Genomic DNA, 19568 nt, shown 5'->3' with positions numbered 1-19568 from the left:
CCACGCGCTTAACGATTAAAAATGTTCGGTTAAAGCAGCACACAAGGGTCCTCATGTGGATAACCCGGCACAGGCGTGCCGATTTTCACACAACAGGCCATTGTACGGCCTCATCGAATGGACAGGGCCATCCGAAGGCGGTAGCAAGTACGGTGAAACAGAGGTGGCAACGAGGTGGGGACCATGCCGGGTTTTCAAAACAGAAAATCGGCCCTCGTGCGGCGCGTTGCGCTGGCGGGTACCTTCTTGACCGCGCTGGGCGGGGCCCTGAATGCGGAAGACGTGCGGGATAGGGTGTCCTTTAACCTGTATGGCTCTCCCGGTCTGGTTGACATGCCCACGGCAGAGGTGCCGCCGGATGCGACGCTTGCCGGAACCTATGCCAACCTGAACGGCACGTCCCGTTCAACGCTCTACTTCCAGATCCTGCCGCGCTTGTCGGGCAGCTTTCGCTATTCGGCGATCGAGAACTTCCTTGGCGGCGGAACAACCACGCTTTTCGACCGCAGTTTTGATCTGCGCTATCAGTTGCTGACCGAAACCGACCGCCGACCTTCGGTTGTCGTTGGTCTCAAGGATTTCATCGGAACCGGCATTTATAGCGGGGAATACCTTGTCGCGACCAAAACGCTGAGCCCCGGACTCAAGGTCACCGGCGGTTTTGGCTGGGGTCGCTACGGGTCGTACAGTCCTTTTGCCACAACAGGGACACGACCGGGCGGCTTTACCGGAACGGGCGGACTGCCCGAGATTGATCGGTTCTTTCGGGGCGATGTAGCCGCATTTGGCGGGGTGTCCTACGCCCCCAACGACCGGCTCAACCTCAAACTGGAATACTCCTCGGACAATTACACCCGCGAGGCGCAGCTTGGCGGCCTCGACAAGACCAGCCCGTGGAACTTTGGCGTAGATTACCGGTTCAAAAATGGCGGCCAACTGTCGGTTTATCACATTCTGGGAACCGAAATCGGCGCTCAACTGACCTTTGTGACCAACCCCAAAACGGTCGGCATTCCCGGTGGCTCAGAACCATCCGGCCTTCCGGTTGCGCCCCGCGCGCCCGGTGCGGCTGCCGATCTGGGATGGACGCTGGACCCGCAGCGGTCCACGTCCGCCAAAGCATCGCTGAAACAGCTCGCCGCCAAGGAAGGGCTGGAGGTCGAAGCCGTCGACCTGCAAAGCAATCGCGTCACCATCCGTATGGTCAACCCGCGCTATGGTGCGCCTTCGCAGGCCTTCGGTCGCATGGCACGGGCGATGACCCGTGCGCTGCCCGCATCGGTCGAGGTGTTCGAGATTGTGCCGGTGGTCAACGGCATGGCGATGTCCTCTGTCACCTTCCGTCGATCCGATCTTGAACGGCTGGAGCATGACGCCGCCAACGAAATGCTGGCGCGGACCGTCTTCGAAGACGGCTTTCAGCAGGCGCCGCCACCGGATCAGGGCATCTACCCGAAATTTACTTGGTCGGTCTCTCCCTATCTCCAGCTTTCTGTCTTTGATCCGGACAACCCCGTGCGCGCTGATGTCGGCGTGCGCGCCGCTGCCGAACTGGAAATCACACCCAGCCTGATCCTCAGCGGCTCTGTTGCCAAAAAGCTTAACGGCAACCTTGATCAGGTAAAGCGGCTCGATGAATCGAGCCTGCCGCGCGTGCGCACCGACAAGGCCCAGTATTCGGCCCAGGGCGATCCGGCGATCGAATATCTTCAGCTGGCGCATTACGGACGGCCCACCAAAAACGTCTATTCACGGGTGACCGTGGGGTATCTGGAACAGATGTACGGTGGCCTCTCCGCCGAATTGCTGTGGAAGCCGGTGACCAGCCGTCTCGCCCTTGGGGCCGAGGTCAACTATGTCCAGCGGCGCGACTTCGACCAATTGTTCGGCTTCCAGTCAATGACGACCGTCGACCCAGTTACCGGGGCAAAGCGTGAGATCCCGAACGTCAACGGCCACATCTCTGCCTACTACGCCTTTGGAAACGGTTTTCACGGTCAGCTTGACGTCGGTCGCTACCTGGCGGGCGACTACGGTGGCACAATTGCCCTTGATCGCGAGTTCGCAAACGGATGGCGCATCGGGGCATACGCGACATTCACCGACGCGTCTTTCAACGACTTCGGCGAAGGGTCATTTGACAAGGGCATCCGCTTTACCATGCCGCTGGCCAGTTTCTTTGGCCAACCCTCGCGTCGTCGCAACGACGTGGTTATCCAATCGCTGTCACGCGATGGCGGCGCGCGCCTGAACGTCAATGGACGGCTCTACGAACAGGTTCGGGACTACCACAAACCGGACGCAGTCAATTCCTGGGGAAGGTTCTGGCGATGACCCTGCGCAGTTTCACACGCATTGGCCTTGCCCTGACCGCCGCTTTGGCGCTGGTGTCTTGCGGCACCGCGAACCAGGATACCTCTGCGTTCATGCGGCAAATACCCAAGTCGCTCTTTGCCAAGAAGACACAACCCAAGCCGCTGACAACACAACAAATTGCTCAAGCTTTGGGGGCGACCACCGGCTCCGTTTTCCTGTTCGAGATCGAGGCGCGTAAGTCGCAAACCCTTCTACAGGACATTCAGCGCAACGGACCCTATCAGACCTACGGCAACGCGTCCCGTCAGGTCGTCGTCCTGCGTGACGGCATGGTCATCTCGACCCGTGGTCTGGCCGGGGATCTGATGTCGTCCGAAGAAGACCAACTTTTGCACCGCGTGCAAGCCCGCTCTGAAGGACGGGCAAGCTATGACTTGCGCTTTCTGACGCCTGAGGATGTGACCATTGTCCGGCGCTACTCCTGTTACACAACGACTGGGGCCACCGTGCCCGTCGCCGGGGGGCTGGTGCAAACAAGCGGACAGGTCGTGACCGCCAAATGTACCGCAGCGGACGGAGTTTCTCCTGACTTTACCAACACCTATGTTGTTGGTGGCGATGGATATATCCTCAGCGGGCGTCAATGGGCAGGTCCCTACCTGGGTTACCTAGTATCGCAGGTGTTGCGCCGCTGATCATCGACGTCGGCGTCTGTGCATCGTCACATTCTTGAATACTGTTGCCCACATAAGCCGTTGGTCCGTGCAGGGGTTGCGTCGTTTCGCATACAGCAGGTCCAGCCGGGCCTTGCGCGGGATGCAGCGCCGACAATAGACCGTTTCGGTCTCTTCTGCCGTATTGGTCTGTGACAGCAACCGTTCTTCGGTCCGGTGATAGGCCATCGAGGCCATGCCCGTCACGCCGGGCCGTTCTTTCAGCACCTCGGCATAAATCTCGGGATATTTTTCGACGTAGCGACGCAGAGGGGCGCGTGGTCCGACAAAGCTCATGTCACTGCGCAGGATATTCCAGAGCTGTGGCAACTCATCCAGACGTTTGCGCCGCAGCCAGGCCCCCGTCGGCGTGATCCGGCTAGATTTTGACGGGCCTGTGACACCGGAATCCGACGGGTCGCGTTTCATGGTCCGAAACTTCCACAACATAAAGGCCCGGTCCGGGCTTCGCATCCGTTCCGACTTGTAAATGATGGGCCAGCCATCGTTGCGCCAAACAACATACGCAACATAGACGATAAGCGGCGAGATCAGGATCGTCAGACCAACAGCATAAATAAAATCTAAAAGATACAGTAGCTTGCGATTCAGATTCACGTCCAGACCCCACTGTCCCGCGCGCCTTGGACAAGATGCGCGGCCGTATGTGCATTTGGCGGCAAAGATACCACGCCGCCCAGACGATTGGTGTCCAACCAGACCATTTGCGCGGCCCCATCAGGCGCGGCACGCCAATCGACACGCGCGTGGCACGCACCAGCAATCTCTGCCATTCCGGTCGGTCGGGGAGCACTGATGTTGTAAGCACCATCTGCATCCTGCGCTTGTATCAGGGCCTCTATCCCCCGGACCAGATCCCGCGGCGCAATGTAGCTGCGCATCGGGCCGGACCCGTCAGGAAACCTGTCCAGTATGATGCGCCCGCCTGGCTTCAGATTGCCAAACAGACTGTCGGCCCCGGCAACATTCCCGATGCGCAGCACAACCTGCCTTGGCCCGCCCGGAGACCGATGGGCGGAAATCGCCTGTTCCATCTCCAGTTTGGCTTGACCATACGCGGACCCCGGTTCGGGGTGTGCAGTTTCAGGGATCGGGTTTGGGTCAGGCCGGTAGACAGCCGCACTCGAACAATGCACCACCACATCGGCACCCAGCGCAGCGCCAATCTCCATCGCGGACAGCGCCAGATGTGTGTTTTCTGTCAGGTTGCGCCCCGGAGCCGGCGTGACTCCCCAAAGGGCAACCACCGCAGAAACCCCGGCGATCCTGGGCAGCCTGTCGCCGGGTGACCAGACCAAATCACCTGTGGCCAACGGGCCGGTGCGCACCACCGGAACCACAGAAAAACCCTCTGGATGCCACAAGGTCCGGACCATGCGACCAAGTTTCCCACTGGCGCCCAGCAACAGAACGCTTCGGAATTGCTGTGTTCCTGCCACGGTCCGCACCTCAAATCGCTTTCTTTCGACCGTCAGATTGTCTATCAGCGGAACAAGGCGCTAGAAAGTGTCAATGACCGGTTGGGGGACTGGAGTGTCTGGTAAATTGAGACTGATCACCCTGTTTGTCGCTGTCCTGTCGCTGACAGCCTGCAGCCTGCCACGCGGCGCTGCCGTCCAATCCGAAGTCCTGCGCCAGCAGGATGCCGATAACCCGACCTTTCAGGTCGTCGAAGTGACACGGGCCAACGTCCCCGGCCTTGCCTCCTGGTCACAGTCGGGCTGGCACGGGCATTATCACTGGCCCCTCACCAGTCAGGGCAGCACCTCATCCGTGATCCGAACCGGCGACCGCGTCGATATCACGATCTGGGACAGTCAGGACAACTCTCTGCTGACGAACCCTGGCCAACGATTCAATGAAATCAAAGGGGTCGAGGTCGACGCGCAAGGCTCGATCTTTCTGCCTTACGTCAACAAGGTTGGCATTCGAGGCCTGACTGCGACAGGTGCGCGCGAAAAGATCCAGCAACGGCTGGAACCGATCCTGCCATCAGCGCAAGTTCAGTTGAACCTCCAACAAGGTCGCGATCACGCGGTTGATGTTGTTGGCGGCGTTGGCAAACCCGGTGCCTATCCGATGCCATCACGGAACTACAAGATTCTCAACGTTCTGGCGGACGCAGGCGGCGTAGCGCCCGATATGCGGAATCCGCGTGTGCGCCTGTTGAGGGGGTCAAAGACCTATGAGATTTCCGCTGATCAGCTATTTGCAGATGGATCAAAGAACGCTCTGCTGCACCCGCGCGATACAGTCATCATCGAAGCGGATGAGCGCAGCTTTACCGCGCTGGGTGCCAGCGGTATCGAAAACCTGATCTATTTTCCCAAGGACTATCTGACTGCGCTTGAGGCGGTTTCCCTTATGGGCGGCCTGTCCGATGCCCGCGCCGACCCAAAGGGCGTGCTGGTGCTGCGTGAATACCCCGCAGAGGTAATCCGTCCCGATGGCTATGGCCCAAAGATGCAACAGGTTGTCTTTACACTGGACCTGACCAGCGCTGACGGGCTGTTTGCCGCGCGGAAATTCCAGATCCATCCCGGCGACACATTGCTTGCCACAGAAAGCCCGATCACGTCAGCACAGACCGTGTTTGGACTGGTTGGCGCAGTTCTGGGCGTCTCGGCTCAGGCTGGAGCCATTGCAAACTGATTGACCAAGGGCGCGGATCACGCGCCCCCCATTCCACAAATAACGCGACAGGGGCGAGACATGGGTGTCTTTCGCTTTCTCGCCGAAAACGCGCGCTGGCTGTCGGCTGGCGCGTTGCTCACATTCCTGTCGAGCTTCGGCCAGACCTTTTTCATCTCGATCTTTGCAGGAGAGATCCGCGCAGAGTTTGATCTCAGCCACGGGCAATGGGGCGGCATCTATACTATCGGCACCAGCGCCTCTGCCGCCTTGATGATTTGGGCCGGTGCGCTGACCGACCAATTCCGCACCCGGGCGATTGGGGCAGTCGTTCTTACCTTGTTGGCAGCCTCATGTTTGTTCATGGCATTGAACACCTGGGCGGCTCTGCTGCCTTTTGTGATTTTTGCGCTGCGCTTTTGCGGCCAAGGCATGGCAAGTCATATCGCCGTTGTGTCCATGTCGCGCTGGTTTGTCGCGACACGGGGCAAAGCTCTGTCGGTTGCAGGTTTGGGATTTGCCTTGGGTGAAGCGGCATTGCCGGTGGGCTTTGTTTCGCTGATGCTGGTGATGGACTGGCGCTGGCTATGGGTTGCAGTTGCTTGCGTCAGTTTGCTGGCTGTGCCGCTGCTACTGATGCTGTTGACCCATGAGCGCACTCCGCAAAGCCACGCGGAAACCGATCATTCGGTGGGAATGGAGCAACGGCACTGGCGTCGACCGGAGGTCCTGAAGCACTATTTGTTTTGGTTCATGGTGCCTGCGTTGTTGGGACCTTCGGCCTTCAACACTGCCTTTTTTTTTCAGCAAGTCCATTTCGCCGAAGTTAAGGGCTGGACCCATCTGGAATTGGCCACGCTGTTTCCTGTCTATACCGCTGCGGCGGTCGGGGCGATGGTGATTGCGGGCGGCCTGCTGGACCGAGTTGGCACCGGACGGCTTATCCCGTGGTCGCAACTGCCTATGATTGTAGGATTTTCTTGCTTTGCATTGGGCGGGTCACTGGGTTGGACGCTGGTTGGACTGCTGTTTGTGGCCATGACCACAGGCGCAAACCAGACTCTGCCCAACGCTTTTTGGGCAGAGTTCTACGGCACCCGAAATCTGGGCGCGATCAAGGCGATGGCAGCCGCGGTGATGGTTTTGGGGTCAGCCCTGGGCCCAGGGATCACTGGTGTTCTGATTGATTTCGGTGTGGGGATCGAAACGCAATACATCGGCGTCGCGGTCTACTTTGCCTTTGCCTCGGGAATGACCTGGATCGGCGTCAGCCGGGCGCGGCGCATGCTGTAGTGATTACCGGCGACGGCGCAAATAGACATAGTAAGCCCCGTCACCGCCGTGTTTTCGATGTGCAGGCGAAACCTGCAACACTGCGCCGGATAGCGGTGGCATTTGCAACCAGGTTGGCACCTGCGACTTGAGCACCCCACGTCTGCGCGGCATCGGGTCATAGGGGTCTTCGCGCTGGCCCTTGCCCGTGATCACAAGGACAAGCCGCGCACCGCGTGCCTGTGCGTTCAAGATGAAATGGTTCAATGCGCCGTGCGCACGATCCACGGTCATGCCGTGCAGATCAATGCGCGCTTCCGGGTCCAGCTTGCCGCGTTTCAACCGGGTAAACGCCTTGGCGTCCATGCGCACAGGGGCCTCATGCAGGTGATCGGCGCTGGTCTTCGGAAAAACGTGGGTCTGGGTGCGCGGAATCGACCGTTCGCCCAATACAAACGGCGACAAGGGATCACGCGGTCCGGGATTTTGCGGCAGCAGCTGTTTCGGGCCCTCTCCCGGGTCTGCCGCCTTTCGGACAGGCCGTTTGTGCAAGGGATCCGCCGTGCGTGCGACCTGCCTCCAGAGCCCTTGCTCTTCGGGGCGCAGCTTGCGCCGCCGGGTCATAGGCCCTCATCAGGCAACAGGGCAAAGGCGCGCTGGATCGGCATCAGCACAACCATGCGGCCTGTATCCTTGATCGCCCCGGCGATGCGACCCGCGTTGTCCCCCGTGCCATAAAAGATATCGGCCCGTTGCGCGCCCTTGATTGCTGATCCGGTGTCCTGTGCAATCATCAGGCGGTTGATTGGATCCTTACCCGCCTTTTCGATCCAGACCGGCGCGCCAAGCGGAGTGTAACGTGGATCAACGGCGATAGACCGCAATGTGGTAATCGAGCGGTTCATCGCCCCAAGTGGCCCCTTGTCAGAGGGTACCTCGCTGACCTCGCGGAAGAAGACATAAGCCGCGTTATGGTAGAGAAGTTCCTCACCGATATCTGGGTTTCGGTCGACCCAGTTGCGGATCACCTGCATCGAAACCTGATGCGCCCGGTAGATGCCGCGCCGCACCAGTTCGCGCCCGATGGACCTGTAGGGATGGCCGTTGGCACCGCCAAAGCCGACACGGATCATCCGTCCGTCGGGAAATCGAATTCGGCCGGATCCTTGGATTTGCAGAAAAAACAGCTCGACCGGGTCATCGACCCAGGCAATCTCAAGCCCCCTGCCCTCCATCACGCCAGAGGTCAGGATCTGGCGGCGGGTCAACCAGGGGCGGCTGCGCTTGGCCTCTGGCGGCATCTGATAGACGGGATGGCGATAGGTTTCGGTCCGGTAAGGTGATCCTGTCAGTTCCGGTTCGAAATAGCCGGTAAAGAGCATCTCTTCGCCGTCGCTGATCAGGATGGGGCGGAACAGCAATTCAAAGAACCCGCGCGCATCGTCGGTTTCGCGCGCCAGCCCACAAAGCGCGGACCAGTCCGGGTCATCCAGATCACCACAGGTTTCCAGAAAGGCCGTCAGGGCGGCGGTGTGATCGTCGTCGCCCCAGCCTTGAAGATCGTCAAAGGCAAGAATTTCATAACTCGGCCCCGTCTCTGGGGAGGCGGGGCCGGTCATGATGGATATGGCAAGAAACGCTGCAAGGAAGACCCTGATCATTCGTCCGTAGCGACTAGCTGCCAGTTGGGGTCGTCCGCACCCATGGTGCGGGCAAAGGTCCAGATATCTTTTTGCCGTTTGACGGCGCTGGTTGATCCTTCGATCACCTCGCCGTTGGCGTTTTTCACAACAGAGGTCAGTTCTCCGACGTAGCGCACGGTGACCTCTGCCAGACCGGACGCATCATCAAAACTGGCACCGGCAAGGGTCAGTTCACGCACACCGACAAATTCCGCCTCGATCGTCAGGCCCTGCTGTTCGCGCTGTTCGACGACCTCGGCGAAGGTGTCATAGACATCATCGGCAAGGAAGGTTCGCAATCCGGCGATGTCGCCGCGCTCAAACCCCATGAGGATCATCTCATAGGCGCCCCGTGCGCCAGAGAGAAATTCAGAGACTGAAAAGCTGGGCTCGACCCGCTTCATCGCGGCAAGCGCGCGGGCGGCGTCGCTGTCCTCGGCGACGTGGTCGATGATGTCATGGTCGGGACCACCTTCGATCACCTCAAAGTCGCGGGAGGCGCGACGTCGGTCATCGGCCGGCGCGGGTGCCGGCGGCTTTTCAAATCCCTCCCGGGTGCCCAGCACGCTCCGCAGTCGCAGAACGAGAAAAATGGCGATTCCGGCGAGAACCAGAAGCTGGAGGATAGGGGAGTTCATCGGCACCTCATTGCGGCGAGCGTTTGAAGATCACGGTCGCATCCTTATGTAGGTGAGGTGCATGGGTGAGTCCACCTGCGCGCAGGATATGGAGGACGTTCCCATGTGGCTATTCCTGGCTTTTCTCATGGTTCCGCTGATCGAGATTGCCCTGTTCATTCAGGTTGGCGGTCTGATCGGGCTTTGGCCAACGCTGGCGGTGGTGGTTTTGACCGCAATTATCGGTACATGGTTGGTGCGGGCACAAGGACAGGTTGCCATGAACAACCTGCGGCGCAGCTTTTCGGACCTTGATGATCCCAGTGAGCCTTTGGCGCATGGTGCCATGATCTTGGTATCTGGCGTGCTGTTGCTGACTCCGGGATTTTTCACCGATGCGGTCGGATTTGCGCTTTTGGCGCCGCCGGTGCGCACGGCTGTGTTCCGTTGGGCACGGCAGCGCGTTCATGTGACGCAGTTTCAGATGGGACCGGGAGCGCAAGGACCGGTTCACCGCGATCCGGCAGCGCGCGGGGATCCGGGCGACGTAATCGACGGTGAATTTACCGAGATTCCCAAGGACAAGTCACCCAATCACCCCGGTTCAGGCTGGACGAGGCATTGAGCGTACCGCCGGGCGCTGCTATGCCTCCGGCTGAGATTTCAACGGGAGACCGATCCATGGCAGAGACCAACGGTGCAGGGCAGGCGCAACAGCCGCCCAAGATGAGCATTCTGGCCCAATTCATTCGCGACCTTTCCTTCGAGAACATCCTGTCCCAAAAGGGTGTGACCGGAGAGGTTCAGCCAGATGTGCAGGTTCAGGTGAATCTGGACGCCAAGAAGCGGACCGCCGAAAACCAGTACGAAGTGGTCATGAAACTCAAGATCGAGTCGAAGGCCAAGGGCAGCAATGACGTGCTGTTCCTGATGGAGCTGGACTATGCCGGCGTCTTTTCGATCGAGAACGTGCCCGAAGAGCAGATGCATCCCTTCCTGCTGATTGAATGCCCACGGATGCTGTTCCCGTTTGTGCGTCGCATCGTTTCGGACGTCTCACGCGACGGTGGTTTCCCACCGCTGAATCTAGAAACGATCGATTTCCTTGCGCTTTACCGCAACGAGATTGCCCGCCGTCAGGCAACGCCGGAAGGCACCGCCCAGGCCTAAGTTTTGGCCGCGCTCAGGTCTTGATCCAGAGCGCTGCTTCACCAAGGTTTTCGACAAAGGCGGCGTGAGCCGCCTTTTCGTTTTCTGACAGGCGAGACGGAAGCTCTTTGGTGCGTGGACGGGGACGCCAGAGTGGATCGGATCTGTCTTGCCCGGAATTCCCGTCGGAAGTGGACAGGCCGAAATCCGGTTGCTTGCCACCGATCAGTTCCAGATAGACCTCTGCGAGAATTTCACTGTCCAACAGCGCGCCGTGTAGCGTTCGCGCGGTATTGTCGATGCTGAACCGGCGGCACAGTGCGTCAAGCGAGGCGGGTGAGCCGGGAAATCTGCGGCGAGCGATGTCCAAGGTATCGATGGCGCAACCTTTGGGCAGCAGCGGGCGGTTGGTCCAACGCAATTCGGCATTCAGGAATTTCACGTCAAAGGCCGCGTTGTGGATGACCAGCCGAGAGTCACCGATAAACTCCAGAAAGGCGTTTACGACCTTGGAGAATACCGGCTTGTCCTTCAGCGTGACTTCGCCCGGATTTGCAGGACGGGCAGGACTGAGCAAGTCGGGACCGATGCCGTGCACGCCAAATGCCTCATCCGGCATACCGCGTTCCGGGTTGATGTACTGGTGATAGGTTCGGCCGGTCGGAACATGGTTAAACAGTTCGAGCGCACCGATCTCGACAATGCGATCGCCCTGTTCGGGATCGAACCCGGTGGTTTCCGTGTCGAGGACGATTTCACGCATGTTTTCCCCTTTGTTCGATGTCCTTGAGCACGTCTTGCACCTGCTCGCGGGCGTGTTCCAAGGTGTCGGTCTCTATCACATAGGTGGCGCGGGCGCATTTTTCTTCGTTCGGCATCTGGCGCGCCAGGATATGGTGCAGATCTTCGGCGGTCATACTACCACGGGCCAGAACACGCGCTGATTGTGTTTCATGTGGAACACTGACGCAGACTGTTGCATCCATCGCCGCGTCACCGCCGGTTTCGAACAACAAGGGAATGTCGAAAACGCCGATGGCATCAGGATGATTTTCGATAAAGGTCTCGCGATCCTGTTGCACCAGCGGGTGAACGACCGCTTCGATTTGGGACAGCGCGGACCTGTGGGCTGCAATGGTTTCGCGCAGTTCCGCGCGCGATACAGCGCCGTTCTTGATTGCATTAGGGAATAACACACCCAAAGGTGCGACAGCCGCCCCACCCGTGCTGTACAGTCGGTGAACGGCGGCATCGGCATCCCATACGACACATCCTGCGTCGGAAAACATCTTGGCGGTGGTCGATTTGCCCATACCGATAGAACCGGTCAGGCCAAGCTTGAATCTCATTCCAGGACGGCCAGACGTGTAGCCTCGTCTACTTCTGGCCGCTCACCGAACCAGCGCTCAAACCCCGGGACGGCCTGGTGCAAGAGCATTCCAAGGCCATCAACCACGGTGCATCCCTGTGCCCTACCCTCTTGAAGAAGCCGGGTTTCGAGCGGCGTGTACACCAGATCGGTGACCAGCATACCAGGTTCCAATGCATCCAGAGGCACCCGCAGTGGCGGCTTTCCGGCCATGCCCAAAGCGGTTGTGTTCACCACCGTAGCGCAATCCTCGATGATATTTCCGGCCTGTACCCAATCGTAGACCTCAACCCGGTGACCAAACGTCTCTCGCAGGTTTTCGGCCCTTTGACGTGTGCGGTTCGTCAGTCTGATTTGGGGAACACCAACATCGAGCAATGAGGCAATGACCGCCCGGGCCGCGCCCCCTGCCCCGAAGACCGTGGCCGGACCCGCCGCGGGGTTCCAGTCCGGTGCGTTCTGATGCAGGTTTTCCATAAAGCCGTAGCCATCAGTGTTGTCTGCATGTATGCGCCCGTCGTCGCGAAAAATCAGCGTGTTGGCAGCTCCGATCAGCGTGGCCCGGTCAGACACAAGATCCGCGATCTCCATCACCTTTTCCTTGTAGGGCACGGTGACGTTGAGACCCACAAAGCCGAGGGAGGGCAGCAAGCGGATGGTTTCTGCCAGCTTTACTTCCGGGATGTCCATCGGGATGTAATGCCCGGGCAAACCATGCCTCGTCAGCCAGTGGGCAAAGAGACGCGGGGATCGGGAATGCGCCACCGGAGATCCAATGACAGCGGCAAGTGGTATACGCGCGAGGCTCATGCCGGAATGGTTCCTCTGTTCGAAAGGTAGGTCAACAGTTCAACGAGCGGCAAACCCAGAATGGTAAAATGATTGCCCTCGATCCGGGCAAAGAGTCGGACGCCTTCGGCTTCGAGTTTGTAGCCGCCGACGGACGTGTCGAGATCGGGCCAGTTGCGGTTAAGGTAGGCCTCCAGATAGCTGTCCGAAAAGTCCCGCATCGTCAGGCGTGCGGTTCCGACATGCCGCCAGATCGGCTGTGCCTCATGATAGAGAACTGCCGCAGACAGGAGTCTGTGGGTCTGGCCGCGCAAACGCAACAACTGTTCGCGAGCCGCATCACGGGTTTCCGGTTTAGACAGGAGGCCACCGGCGTGCTCAAGGACCTGATCGCAGCCAAGCACCATTTCGCCCGGATACCGTTGGCCCAGTTTGCGCGCCTTGGCCTCTGCCAATGTGTCGGCCACGTCACGCAGGCTGGCCGCTTCGGCCAACAAAGCAGCCTTGAGGCTGTCCTCGTCAACTTTGGATGATTCGATCTGGATCACAAGACCGGCTGCACGCAGCATGTCGGCACGGATCCGGGAACTGGAAGCGAGAAGAAGATCAAAAGACATGGGGATAAAACCGGGGACAGGTCGGTGTGCTTGCTTGCGGATGTTTCTGCGGAAAAAGCGAGGCACATGCAAGCATGGGGGTGGATGTGGCATCCATCCTTGGGGACGCAAGGTTTGTCACCCTGTGAGGAAGCACAAGTTTCGCATGCGGGAAAATCGCACGAGACCCAGGTTGTGCTTAAGGTTATTCAGTCGGAATGCTTTAGAAAGTAAGACGCTAACATACTGTATCCAAACAATTAACTACTGAATTCCTTGATTTACCTAAAATTGATCCCCGAAGTTTTCCAGACAGTCCTGCGCTGTTCGAAAATCTGGGGACATCTGGATAATCCCCAGAAAATCGTGTCACTAACACTTCATAAACCTTTTCTATTTTCTAACTATTAAGGAATAGGGTCGTTCCCGGTGAACGTTTGCAAAGTTCATTGACGCACACCCGGCGAATGCGTTACGCCAACCTTGCCTTCGTCCGGAGGCAGTTTCCCCGCTAGAAAAAGGATGTGTGAGCCCTTGGGTCTCACCTTATGTGCCATGAGCGAAGAAAAGCTTAACCTGTCCGACCTGAAGGCACAAAGCCCCAAAGATCTGCTTTCAATGGCGGAGGACCTGGAAATCGAGAACGCCTCGACCATGCGGAAAGGCGAAATGATGTTCCAGATCCTGCGCGAACGCGCAGATGAAGGGTGGATCATTTTTGGTGACGGCGTGCTGGAAGTTCTTCAGGACGGCTTTGGGTTTCTGCGGTCGCCCGAAGCGAACTATCTGCCGGGTCCGGACGATATTTATGTCTCGCCCGAGATGATCCGCAAATATTCCCTGCGCACCGGGGATTCGATCCAAGGAGAGATGCGGGCACCGGATGGGGAAGAGCGGTACTTTGCGCTGGTTTCCGTGGAAGAGATCAACTTTCAGGAACCTGAGAAGGCCAAGCACAAGATCGCCTTTGACAACCTGACGCCGCTGTATCCCGACGAACGACTGAAAATGGAGATTGAGGATCCGACGATCCGTGATCGCTCTGCCCGGATTATTGACCTTGTCGCACCGATTGGCAAAGGTCAGCGGTCGTTGATCGTGGCGCCGCCGCGGACAGGTAAGACAGTGCTGCTACAGAATATTGCCAACTCGATCGAGAAGAACCATCCAGAGTGCTATCTGATCGTTCTGTTGATCGACGAAAGACCGGAAGAAGTAACCGACATGCAGCGGTCTGTTAAAGGTGAGGTGATTTCCTCAACCTTTGATGAACCTGCCACACGGCACGTCGCTGTGTCTGAAATGGTGATTGAAAAGGCCAAGCGTCTGGTTGAACACAAACGAGATGTTGTAATCCTCCTCGACTCTATCACTAGACTTGGTAGAGCGTTCAACACGGTGGTGCCATCGTCGGGTAAGGTTTTGACAGGCGGTGTCGATGCAAACGCCTTGCAGAGACCGAAGCGGTTCTTTGGTGCGGCGCGGAATATCGAAGAAGGTGGATCGCTCACAATCATTGCGACGGCGTTGATCGATACTGGATCGCGGATGGATGAAGTGATTTTTGAAGAATTCAAAGGCACGGGCAACAGCGAGATCGTTCTTGATCGCAAGGTTGCCGACAAACGGGTCTTTCCGGCGCTGGATATTCTCAAGTCCGGTACCCGGAAAGAGGAGCTTTTGGTGGATAAAATCGATCTTCAGAAGACGTTTGTGCTGCGGCGGATTCTGAACCCGATGGGCACAACGGATGCGGTCGAGTTCCTGATCTCCAAACTGAAGCAAACGAAGACGAATACCGAATTCTTTGATTCGATGAACAGCTGATCGCGCCATGGAGACCATCTTTGCTCTGACGAGTGCCGCCGGAAAGGCGGGGGTGTCCGTGGTTCGCGTGTCCGGGCCCGACGCGTGGCGCGCGGTGGAGTGTCTGGCCGGCTCTATTCCGGAGCCTCGCGTAGCGTCTGTTCGCCGCTTGGTAGCGCCGGACGGTGATTTTCTCGACGAAGCATTGGTGTTGGTTTTCGCGGAGGGTGCCAGTTTCACAGGGGAACCGGTGGCGGAATTTCAGGTCCACGGTAGTGTGGCGGTGGTTCAGGCTTTGCTGCGAATCTTGGGTGAAATGGAAGGGTTGCGAAGCGCAGAGCCAGGTGAATTTACCCGGCGGGCACTGGACAATGAACGGCTGGACCTGAGCCAGGTTGAGGCTTTGGCGGATCTTATCGAGGCCGAGACAGAACAACAGCGGCACCAAGCGCTGCGGCTTTTGTCTGGGGCGCTGGGGCAACGTGTTGGCGGATGGCGCGATCAGGTCCTGCGGGCTGTATCCCTTTTGGAAGCAACCATAGATTTTGCGGATGAAGACGTGCCCGTTGATGTATCAGCCGACGTGCGAGAGCTGCTTGACGCAGTATGCGCTGAGGTTGCGGCGGAATTGCGTGGCATGAGTTCGGCGGAACGGCTGCGACTTGGTCTTGAAGTTGCAATTGTCGGACCTCCTAACGCCGGCAAATCAACCCTATTGAATTATCTCGCCGGCCGAGAGGCTGCGATCACTTCGGATGTCGCGGGAACGACGCGCGACGTGATTGAAGTTCGGATGGAAGTCAATGGATTGGCTGTAACTTTGCTGGATACCGCAGGTCTGCGCGATAGTGAGGATCAGGTTGAACGAATTGGTGTAGAGCGGGCGCGAGAACGCGCGGCATCGGCAGATTTGCGTGTTCATCTGGTCCCGGTTGGTGAATCCCCTCTTCTGGACGAGGTTTCCGGTGACATCGTGGTGACCGCGAAAGGGGATGTAGCGGGAGTAGGTGTATCCGGACTGACAGGCCTGGGTGTCCCGGAATTGCTGGACATGATCGCATCGCGTTTGTCTGGTATCGTTCGAGGTGCTGGCCTTGTTTCCCGGGAGCGTCACAGGATTGCTTTGACTGATGGCTTGGCTCATCTTGAACAAGCGAGGGTGTTTCTGGATGACGGAACTGATGTGTATGATCTTGCCAGTGAGGAAATCCGTATTGCCCTTCGTGCGCTTGAACGCCTGATAGGGTATGTGGATGTCGAACATGTACTGGATCAAATCTTCTCGAGTTTTTGCATTGGGAAGTGAGGAGTGTTTCACGTGAAACATCATAGCTTTGACGTCATCGTTGTCGGCGGCGGACATGCAGGGACAGAGGCCGCGACTGCGTCGGCCCGGGTGGGTGCGCAGACCGCGCTAGTGACGTTGAGACGCGCTGATCTAGGCGTGATGTCCTGCAATCCGGCGATCGGTGGGTTAGGGAAAGGTCATCTGGTACGCGAGATTGACGCCATGGATGGTGTCATTGGGCGTATCGCCGATGCTGCAGGAATCCAGTTCCGCCTTTTGAACCGGCGCAAGGGACCAGCCGTACAAGGACCGCGGGCGCAGGCAGACCGCAAAATCTATGCCAAGGCTATGCAGGCAGAGATCGCAGAAACCCCCAACCTAACGGTGGTGGAAGGAGAAGTTGTCGACTTCATTCTTGAGTCAAATAGTGTTCATGGGGTTGTTCTTTCTGATGGCACTCGTATTGCAGCACGCGCGGTTGTTCTGACCAGCGGCACATTTCTACGCGGCGTCATTCATATTGGAGACCGAAAGCACCCCGGTGGTCGGATGGGCGACAATCCATCAGTTCGGCTTGCTGATCGCATTCGTGAGATGTCTCTGCCAATCGGGCGACTCAAGACCGGCACCCCTCCCCGTCTGGATGGCCGCACCATTGATTGGAGTGGACTGGACATGCAGCCTGGGGATGAGGATCCCGTCCTGTTTTCCTTTCTGTCCCATAAACCTCGGGCGCGTCAGGTGTCTTGTGGAATTACGCATACCACTGAGAAAACACATGAAATTATCCGGAAGAACTTGGAGAGATCGGCAATGTACGGCGGCCACATCGAGGGCGTAGGTCCACGCTATTGCCCCTCAATTGAAGACAAGGTTGTGCGTTTTGCCGATAAGACGTCGCACCAGGTCTTCCTCGAGCCTGAGGGATTGGACGACTCGACAATCTATCCAAACGGCATCTCGACCTCGCTTCCAGAGGAGGTCCAAGAAGCCTATGTCCGGAGCATTCCGGGCCTGGAAAAGGTTGAGATCCTTCAGCCGGGATACGCAATTGAATATGATTATGTCGATCCACGGGCCCTAGACGCGACACTGGCAATTCGTGATGTGACGGGCCTTTTTCTGGCGGGACAAATCAATGGAACAACAGGGTATGAAGAGGCGGCGGCGCAGGGACTTGTCGCTGGCTTGAATGCTGCGTCCACGGCACTTGATCGGGACCCTGTCCGTTTTTCCCGGACCGACAGTTACATCGGTGTGATGTTAGACGATCTGACAACGCGAGGGGTAAGTGAACCTTACCGCATGTTTACCAGTCGGGCAGAGTTTCGGCTTTCGCTTCGGGCGGACAACGCGGATCAGAGGCTGACGCCCATGGCAATCGCCTTGGGCGGTGTTTCGAAAACGCGCCAGGAACGGTTTGAAAAAAAGCTCTCGGCGTTGGAAAAGGGGCGCAAACGACTGGAAGCGACACAGTTTAGCCCTACCGAAGTTCAACGTGCGGGAGTCGCGGTGAATCTAGACGGGACGCGCCGTACAGCGTTTCAGCTTTTGTCTTTCAAGGACGTGTCCTTTGCCACGGTTGTTCAACTTGATCCGGCTTTGGCAGAGATTGATGACTCGACGGCTTTGCAACTGGAACGCGAAGCGCTCTATGCCAACTACATTGATCGTCAGGCGCGGGATGTTGAAGTCCTGAAAAAGGATGAGGCCGTTCGGATCCCGAAGGGTTTTGATTTCAATCCGCTTCCGGGGCTGTCCAATGAGCTCAAGATCAAGCTGAACCGTGCACGCCCAGAGTCGATCGCCCAAGCTGGGCGCATCGATGGAATGACTCCTGCGGCACTGACGTTGATCTTGGCAAAAATCCGTCAATTTGCGCGTAAAGACGCGGGATGATTTCATCAGAGATGCTTGGGTACGCTGTTTCACGTGAAACATCGGAGCGTCTGACACTATATCTGGCCTTACTCGAAAAGTGGAATCCACGAATCAATCTCGTGGCAAGATCGACGATAAAAGATGCAGTTCAACGTCACTTCATCGATTCGGCACAACTCTCCGCGCTGGATAAAGCGCAGTCGGGGCCTTGGGTTGATTTGGGCAGCGGCGGCGGTTTCCCAGGTTTGGTCGTTGCTATTTTGAAAACAGAACTGGCGCCGGACCGACGGGTGACCTTGATTGAATCTGATACCCGCAAGGCCACTTTCCTCAGGACGGTAATTCGCCAGACGGATCTCACGACCAGAGTGCTGTCGGAGCGGATCGAAAAGGCGTCACCACAAAACGCCGTCACCGTTTCGGCGCGTGCCCTTGCCCCACTGACCAAATTGCTCGATTTTGCGGCAAGACACCTCTCTCCTCAGGGGAGTGCTTTGCTCATGAAAGGCGAAAATTGGGGAAAAGAGGTGGAGGACGCTCGAGCGCAATGGCAATTCTCCTGCACCCCGCATACAAGTAAGACAAATCCAAACGCTGTAGTCTTGGAAATCGGAGACCTCGTCCATGTCTGATCCGACACGCCCCCCGGGTCCTAGAATCATTGCTATTGCCAATCAAAAAGGTGGCGTCGGCAAGACAACGACAACCATCAACCTTGGCGCAGCCTTGTGCGAACAGGGGCAAAAAGTGCTAGTGGTCGATCTTGATCCGCAGGGCAACGCCTCAACCGGTCTTGGCATAGAAACCGACGATCGCGAATATACCACCTATGATCTTCTGTTGGGCGATGTGGCAGTGTCCGACGTAATCTTGGCCACATCGACGGCGAATCTCTCGTTGATTCCGGCGACGGTGGACCTCAGTTCAGCGGATATCGAACTGTATTCCAACGAAAAACGCAGCTTTCTTTTGCATGACGCGCTTCGGCAGCCGGCTCTCGATGACTACGGTTTTGATGTGATCCTCGTGGATTGTCCGCCGTCGTTGAACCTTTTGACCGTAAACGCGATGGTTGCGGCGCATTCTGTTCTCGTCCCCCTGCAAAGTGAGTTTTTCGCGCTCGAAGGGCTGTCTCAACTCATGCTGACGATTCGCGAAGTCCGGCAAAGCGCAAACCCGTCGCTCCGCATCGAAGGCATCGTCCTCACGATGTATGATGCGCGCAACAACCTATCCCAACATGTTGAGGCGGATGCCCGCGCGAACCTTGGAGATCTGGTATTCACAACCGTGATTCCGCGGAATGTGCGTGTATCCGAGGCACCCTCCTACGCTCTGCCTGTTCTGGCATATGACACGTCATCAAAAGGCGCGCAGGCGTATCGCGCATTGGCCGAAGAGCTGGTGAAGAAAAACGATCAACGCGCGGCCTGACCGG

20 protein-coding genes are annotated in these 19568 nt (G+C 57.8%); 11 read left to right on the top strand and 9 right to left on the bottom strand.

Translation table 11 applies throughout. The features are described 5' to 3' along the window. Nucleotides 1-183: 183 nt before the first annotated feature. Nucleotides 184-2334, top strand: a complete 2151-nt coding sequence (locus tag CHB90_RS03530; protein WP_089276472.1) for a YjbH domain-containing protein — start codon at nt 184-186, stop codon at nt 2332-2334. Then, complete coding sequence (locus tag CHB90_RS03525) at nt 2331-3011, top strand: YjbF family lipoprotein (RefSeq protein WP_089276471.1); 681 nt, start codon at nt 2331-2333, stop codon at nt 3009-3011. Before CHB90_RS03530 ends, CHB90_RS03525 begins: the two co-directional genes overlap by 4 nt. On the opposite strand, the gene CHB90_RS03520 is transcribed toward CHB90_RS03525, so the two are convergent. Further along, entirely contained in the window at nt 3012-3647 is a 636-nt protein-coding gene (locus tag CHB90_RS03520; RefSeq protein ID WP_089276470.1) for a sugar transferase, read from the bottom strand. Further along, the gene (locus CHB90_RS03515) at nt 3644-4489 is read right to left on the bottom strand and encodes an NAD-dependent epimerase/dehydratase family protein (RefSeq protein WP_342744944.1); all 846 of its coding nucleotides are present in this window, start codon (nt 4487-4489) and stop codon (nt 3644-3646) included. The genes CHB90_RS03520 and CHB90_RS03515 overlap by 4 nt, the downstream gene beginning before the upstream one ends. 106 nt (nt 4490-4595) lie before the next feature. On the opposite strand from CHB90_RS03515, the gene CHB90_RS03510 reads away from it, so the two are divergent. Continuing rightward, complete coding sequence (locus tag CHB90_RS03510; RefSeq protein ID WP_245823149.1) at nt 4596-5702, top strand: polysaccharide biosynthesis/export family protein; 1107 nt, start codon at nt 4596-4598, stop codon at nt 5700-5702. Nucleotides 5703-5762: 60 nt separating this feature from the next. Further along, nucleotides 5763-6974, top strand: coding sequence for an MFS transporter (locus CHB90_RS03505; RefSeq protein WP_089276467.1), 1212 nt, complete (start codon nt 5763-5765; stop codon nt 6972-6974). 3 nt (nt 6975-6977) lie between these two features. Here the strand turns inward: CHB90_RS03505 and CHB90_RS03500 are convergent, their stop codons facing one another. The 3 genes from CHB90_RS03500 to CHB90_RS03490 are packed head-to-tail and all read right to left on the bottom strand — an operon-like array spanning nt 6978 to nt 9273. Beyond that, complete coding sequence (locus CHB90_RS03500; protein WP_089276466.1) at nt 6978-7577, bottom strand: Smr/MutS family protein; 600 nt, start codon at nt 7575-7577, stop codon at nt 6978-6980. Continuing rightward, a complete protein-coding gene (gene mltA, locus CHB90_RS03495) occupies nt 7574-8614 on the bottom strand; it encodes a murein transglycosylase A (protein ID WP_089276465.1) in 1041 nt (346 codons plus the stop codon). Before mltA ends, CHB90_RS03500 begins: the two co-directional genes overlap by 4 nt. Further along, nucleotides 8611-9273 (bottom strand): Tim44/TimA family putative adaptor protein, encoded by a 663-nt coding sequence (locus CHB90_RS03490; protein WP_089276464.1) that lies wholly within the window; start codon nt 9271-9273, stop codon nt 8611-8613. The genes mltA and CHB90_RS03490 overlap by 4 nt, the downstream gene beginning before the upstream one ends. Nucleotides 9274-9376: 103 nt before the next feature. Between CHB90_RS03490 and CHB90_RS03485 the strand changes: the two genes are divergently transcribed. Both CHB90_RS03485 and secB read left to right on the top strand, forming a co-directional pair. Beyond that, nucleotides 9377-9877, top strand: a complete 501-nt coding sequence (locus tag CHB90_RS03485; RefSeq protein ID WP_089276463.1) for an FxsA family protein — start codon at nt 9377-9379, stop codon at nt 9875-9877. 56 nt (nt 9878-9933) lie between these two features. Beyond that, the gene (gene secB / locus CHB90_RS03480) at nt 9934-10422 is read left to right on the top strand and encodes a protein-export chaperone SecB (RefSeq protein WP_089276462.1); all 489 of its coding nucleotides are present in this window, start codon (nt 9934-9936) and stop codon (nt 10420-10422) included. A gap of 13 nt (nt 10423-10435) precedes the next feature. Here the strand turns inward: secB and dnaQ are convergent, their stop codons facing one another. The 4 genes from dnaQ to CHB90_RS03460 are packed head-to-tail and all read right to left on the bottom strand — an operon-like array spanning nt 10436 to nt 13176. After that, on the bottom strand, nt 10436-11164 hold the full coding sequence (gene dnaQ, locus CHB90_RS03475) for a DNA polymerase III subunit epsilon (protein ID WP_089276461.1): 729 nt from the start codon (nt 11162-11164) through the stop codon (nt 10436-10438). Continuing rightward, a complete protein-coding gene (gene coaE / locus CHB90_RS03470; protein ID WP_089276460.1) occupies nt 11157-11750 on the bottom strand; it encodes a dephospho-CoA kinase in 594 nt (197 codons plus the stop codon). Before coaE ends, dnaQ begins: the two co-directional genes overlap by 8 nt. After that, nucleotides 11747-12580 (bottom strand): shikimate dehydrogenase, encoded by an 834-nt coding sequence (locus tag CHB90_RS03465; RefSeq protein WP_089276459.1) that lies wholly within the window; start codon nt 12578-12580, stop codon nt 11747-11749. Before CHB90_RS03465 ends, coaE begins: the two co-directional genes overlap by 4 nt. Next, nucleotides 12577-13176, bottom strand: coding sequence for a Maf family protein (locus CHB90_RS03460; protein ID WP_089276458.1), 600 nt, complete (start codon nt 13174-13176; stop codon nt 12577-12579). Before CHB90_RS03460 ends, CHB90_RS03465 begins: the two co-directional genes overlap by 4 nt. 534 nt (nt 13177-13710) lie before the next feature. Here CHB90_RS03460 and rho point away from each other — a divergent pair. The 5 genes from rho to CHB90_RS03435 are packed head-to-tail and all read left to right on the top strand — an operon-like array spanning nt 13711 to nt 19564. Then, on the top strand, nt 13711-14982 hold the full coding sequence (rho, locus tag CHB90_RS03455) for a transcription termination factor Rho (RefSeq protein ID WP_089276457.1): 1272 nt from the start codon (nt 13711-13713) through the stop codon (nt 14980-14982). A 7-nt stretch (nt 14983-14989) separates the two neighbouring features. Next, nucleotides 14990-16267 carry a tRNA uridine-5-carboxymethylaminomethyl(34) synthesis GTPase MnmE gene (gene mnmE / locus CHB90_RS03450; protein WP_089276456.1) on the top strand — a complete coding sequence of 426 codons (1278 nt, stop codon included), beginning with the start codon at nt 14990-14992 and terminating at the stop codon, nt 16265-16267. 3 nt (nt 16268-16270) lie between these two features. Then, nucleotides 16271-18148, top strand: coding sequence for a tRNA uridine-5-carboxymethylaminomethyl(34) synthesis enzyme MnmG (gene mnmG, locus CHB90_RS03445; protein ID WP_089276455.1), 1878 nt, complete (start codon nt 16271-16273; stop codon nt 18146-18148). Further along, nucleotides 18145-18762, top strand: a complete 618-nt coding sequence (rsmG, locus tag CHB90_RS03440) for a 16S rRNA (guanine(527)-N(7))-methyltransferase RsmG (protein WP_170940972.1) — start codon at nt 18145-18147, stop codon at nt 18760-18762. The genes mnmG and rsmG overlap by 4 nt, the downstream gene beginning before the upstream one ends. Next, complete coding sequence (locus tag CHB90_RS03435; protein WP_089276454.1) at nt 18755-19564, top strand: ParA family protein; 810 nt, start codon at nt 18755-18757, stop codon at nt 19562-19564. Before rsmG ends, CHB90_RS03435 begins: the two co-directional genes overlap by 8 nt. Nucleotides 19565-19568 lie beyond the last annotated feature (4 nt).

Source organism: Antarctobacter heliothermus, from assembly GCF_900188425.1.
GTDB lineage: Bacteria > Pseudomonadota > Alphaproteobacteria > Rhodobacterales > Rhodobacteraceae > Antarctobacter > Antarctobacter heliothermus.
The sequence above is the reverse complement of the archived record's forward strand: the minus strand, read 5'-3'. Positions and strand labels throughout refer to the sequence as shown.

What these genes read in the sequence shown, in the direction of transcription:
- CHB90_RS03530 (WP_089276472.1), top strand. Translation starts at nt 184, where the DNA reads ATGCCGGGTTTTCAAAACAGAAAATCGGCCCTCGTGCGGCGCGTTGCG.
- CHB90_RS03525 (WP_089276471.1), top strand. Translation starts at nt 2,331, where the DNA reads ATGACCCTGCGCAGTTTCACACGCATTGGCCTTGCCCTGACCGCCGCT.
- CHB90_RS03505 (WP_089276467.1), top strand. Translation starts at nt 5,763, where the DNA reads ATGGGTGTCTTTCGCTTTCTCGCCGAAAACGCGCGCTGGCTGTCGGCT.
- CHB90_RS03500 (WP_089276466.1), bottom strand. Translation starts at nt 7,577, where the DNA reads ATGACCCGGCGGCGCAAGCTGCGCCCCGAAGAGCAAGGGCTCTGGAGG.
- mltA (WP_089276465.1), bottom strand. Translation starts at nt 8,614, where the DNA reads ATGATCAGGGTCTTCCTTGCAGCGTTTCTTGCCATATCCATCATGACC.
- CHB90_RS03490 (WP_089276464.1), bottom strand. Translation starts at nt 9,273, where the DNA reads ATGAACTCCCCTATCCTCCAGCTTCTGGTTCTCGCCGGAATCGCCATT.
- CHB90_RS03485 (WP_089276463.1), top strand. Translation starts at nt 9,377, where the DNA reads ATGTGGCTATTCCTGGCTTTTCTCATGGTTCCGCTGATCGAGATTGCC.
- secB (WP_089276462.1), top strand. Translation starts at nt 9,934, where the DNA reads ATGGCAGAGACCAACGGTGCAGGGCAGGCGCAACAGCCGCCCAAGATG.
- dnaQ (WP_089276461.1), bottom strand. Translation starts at nt 11,164, where the DNA reads ATGCGTGAAATCGTCCTCGACACGGAAACCACCGGGTTCGATCCCGAA.
- coaE (WP_089276460.1), bottom strand. Translation starts at nt 11,750, where the DNA reads ATGAGATTCAAGCTTGGCCTGACCGGTTCTATCGGTATGGGCAAATCG.
- CHB90_RS03465 (WP_089276459.1), bottom strand. Translation starts at nt 12,580, where the DNA reads ATGAGCCTCGCGCGTATACCACTTGCCGCTGTCATTGGATCTCCGGTG.
- CHB90_RS03460 (WP_089276458.1), bottom strand. Translation starts at nt 13,176, where the DNA reads ATGTCTTTTGATCTTCTTCTCGCTTCCAGTTCCCGGATCCGTGCCGAC.
- rho (WP_089276457.1), top strand. Translation starts at nt 13,711, where the DNA reads ATGAGCGAAGAAAAGCTTAACCTGTCCGACCTGAAGGCACAAAGCCCC.
- mnmE (WP_089276456.1), top strand. Translation starts at nt 14,990, where the DNA reads ATGGAGACCATCTTTGCTCTGACGAGTGCCGCCGGAAAGGCGGGGGTG.
- rsmG (WP_170940972.1), top strand. Translation starts at nt 18,145, where the DNA reads ATGATTTCATCAGAGATGCTTGGGTACGCTGTTTCACGTGAAACATCG.
- CHB90_RS03435 (WP_089276454.1), top strand. Translation starts at nt 18,755, where the DNA reads ATGTCTGATCCGACACGCCCCCCGGGTCCTAGAATCATTGCTATTGCC.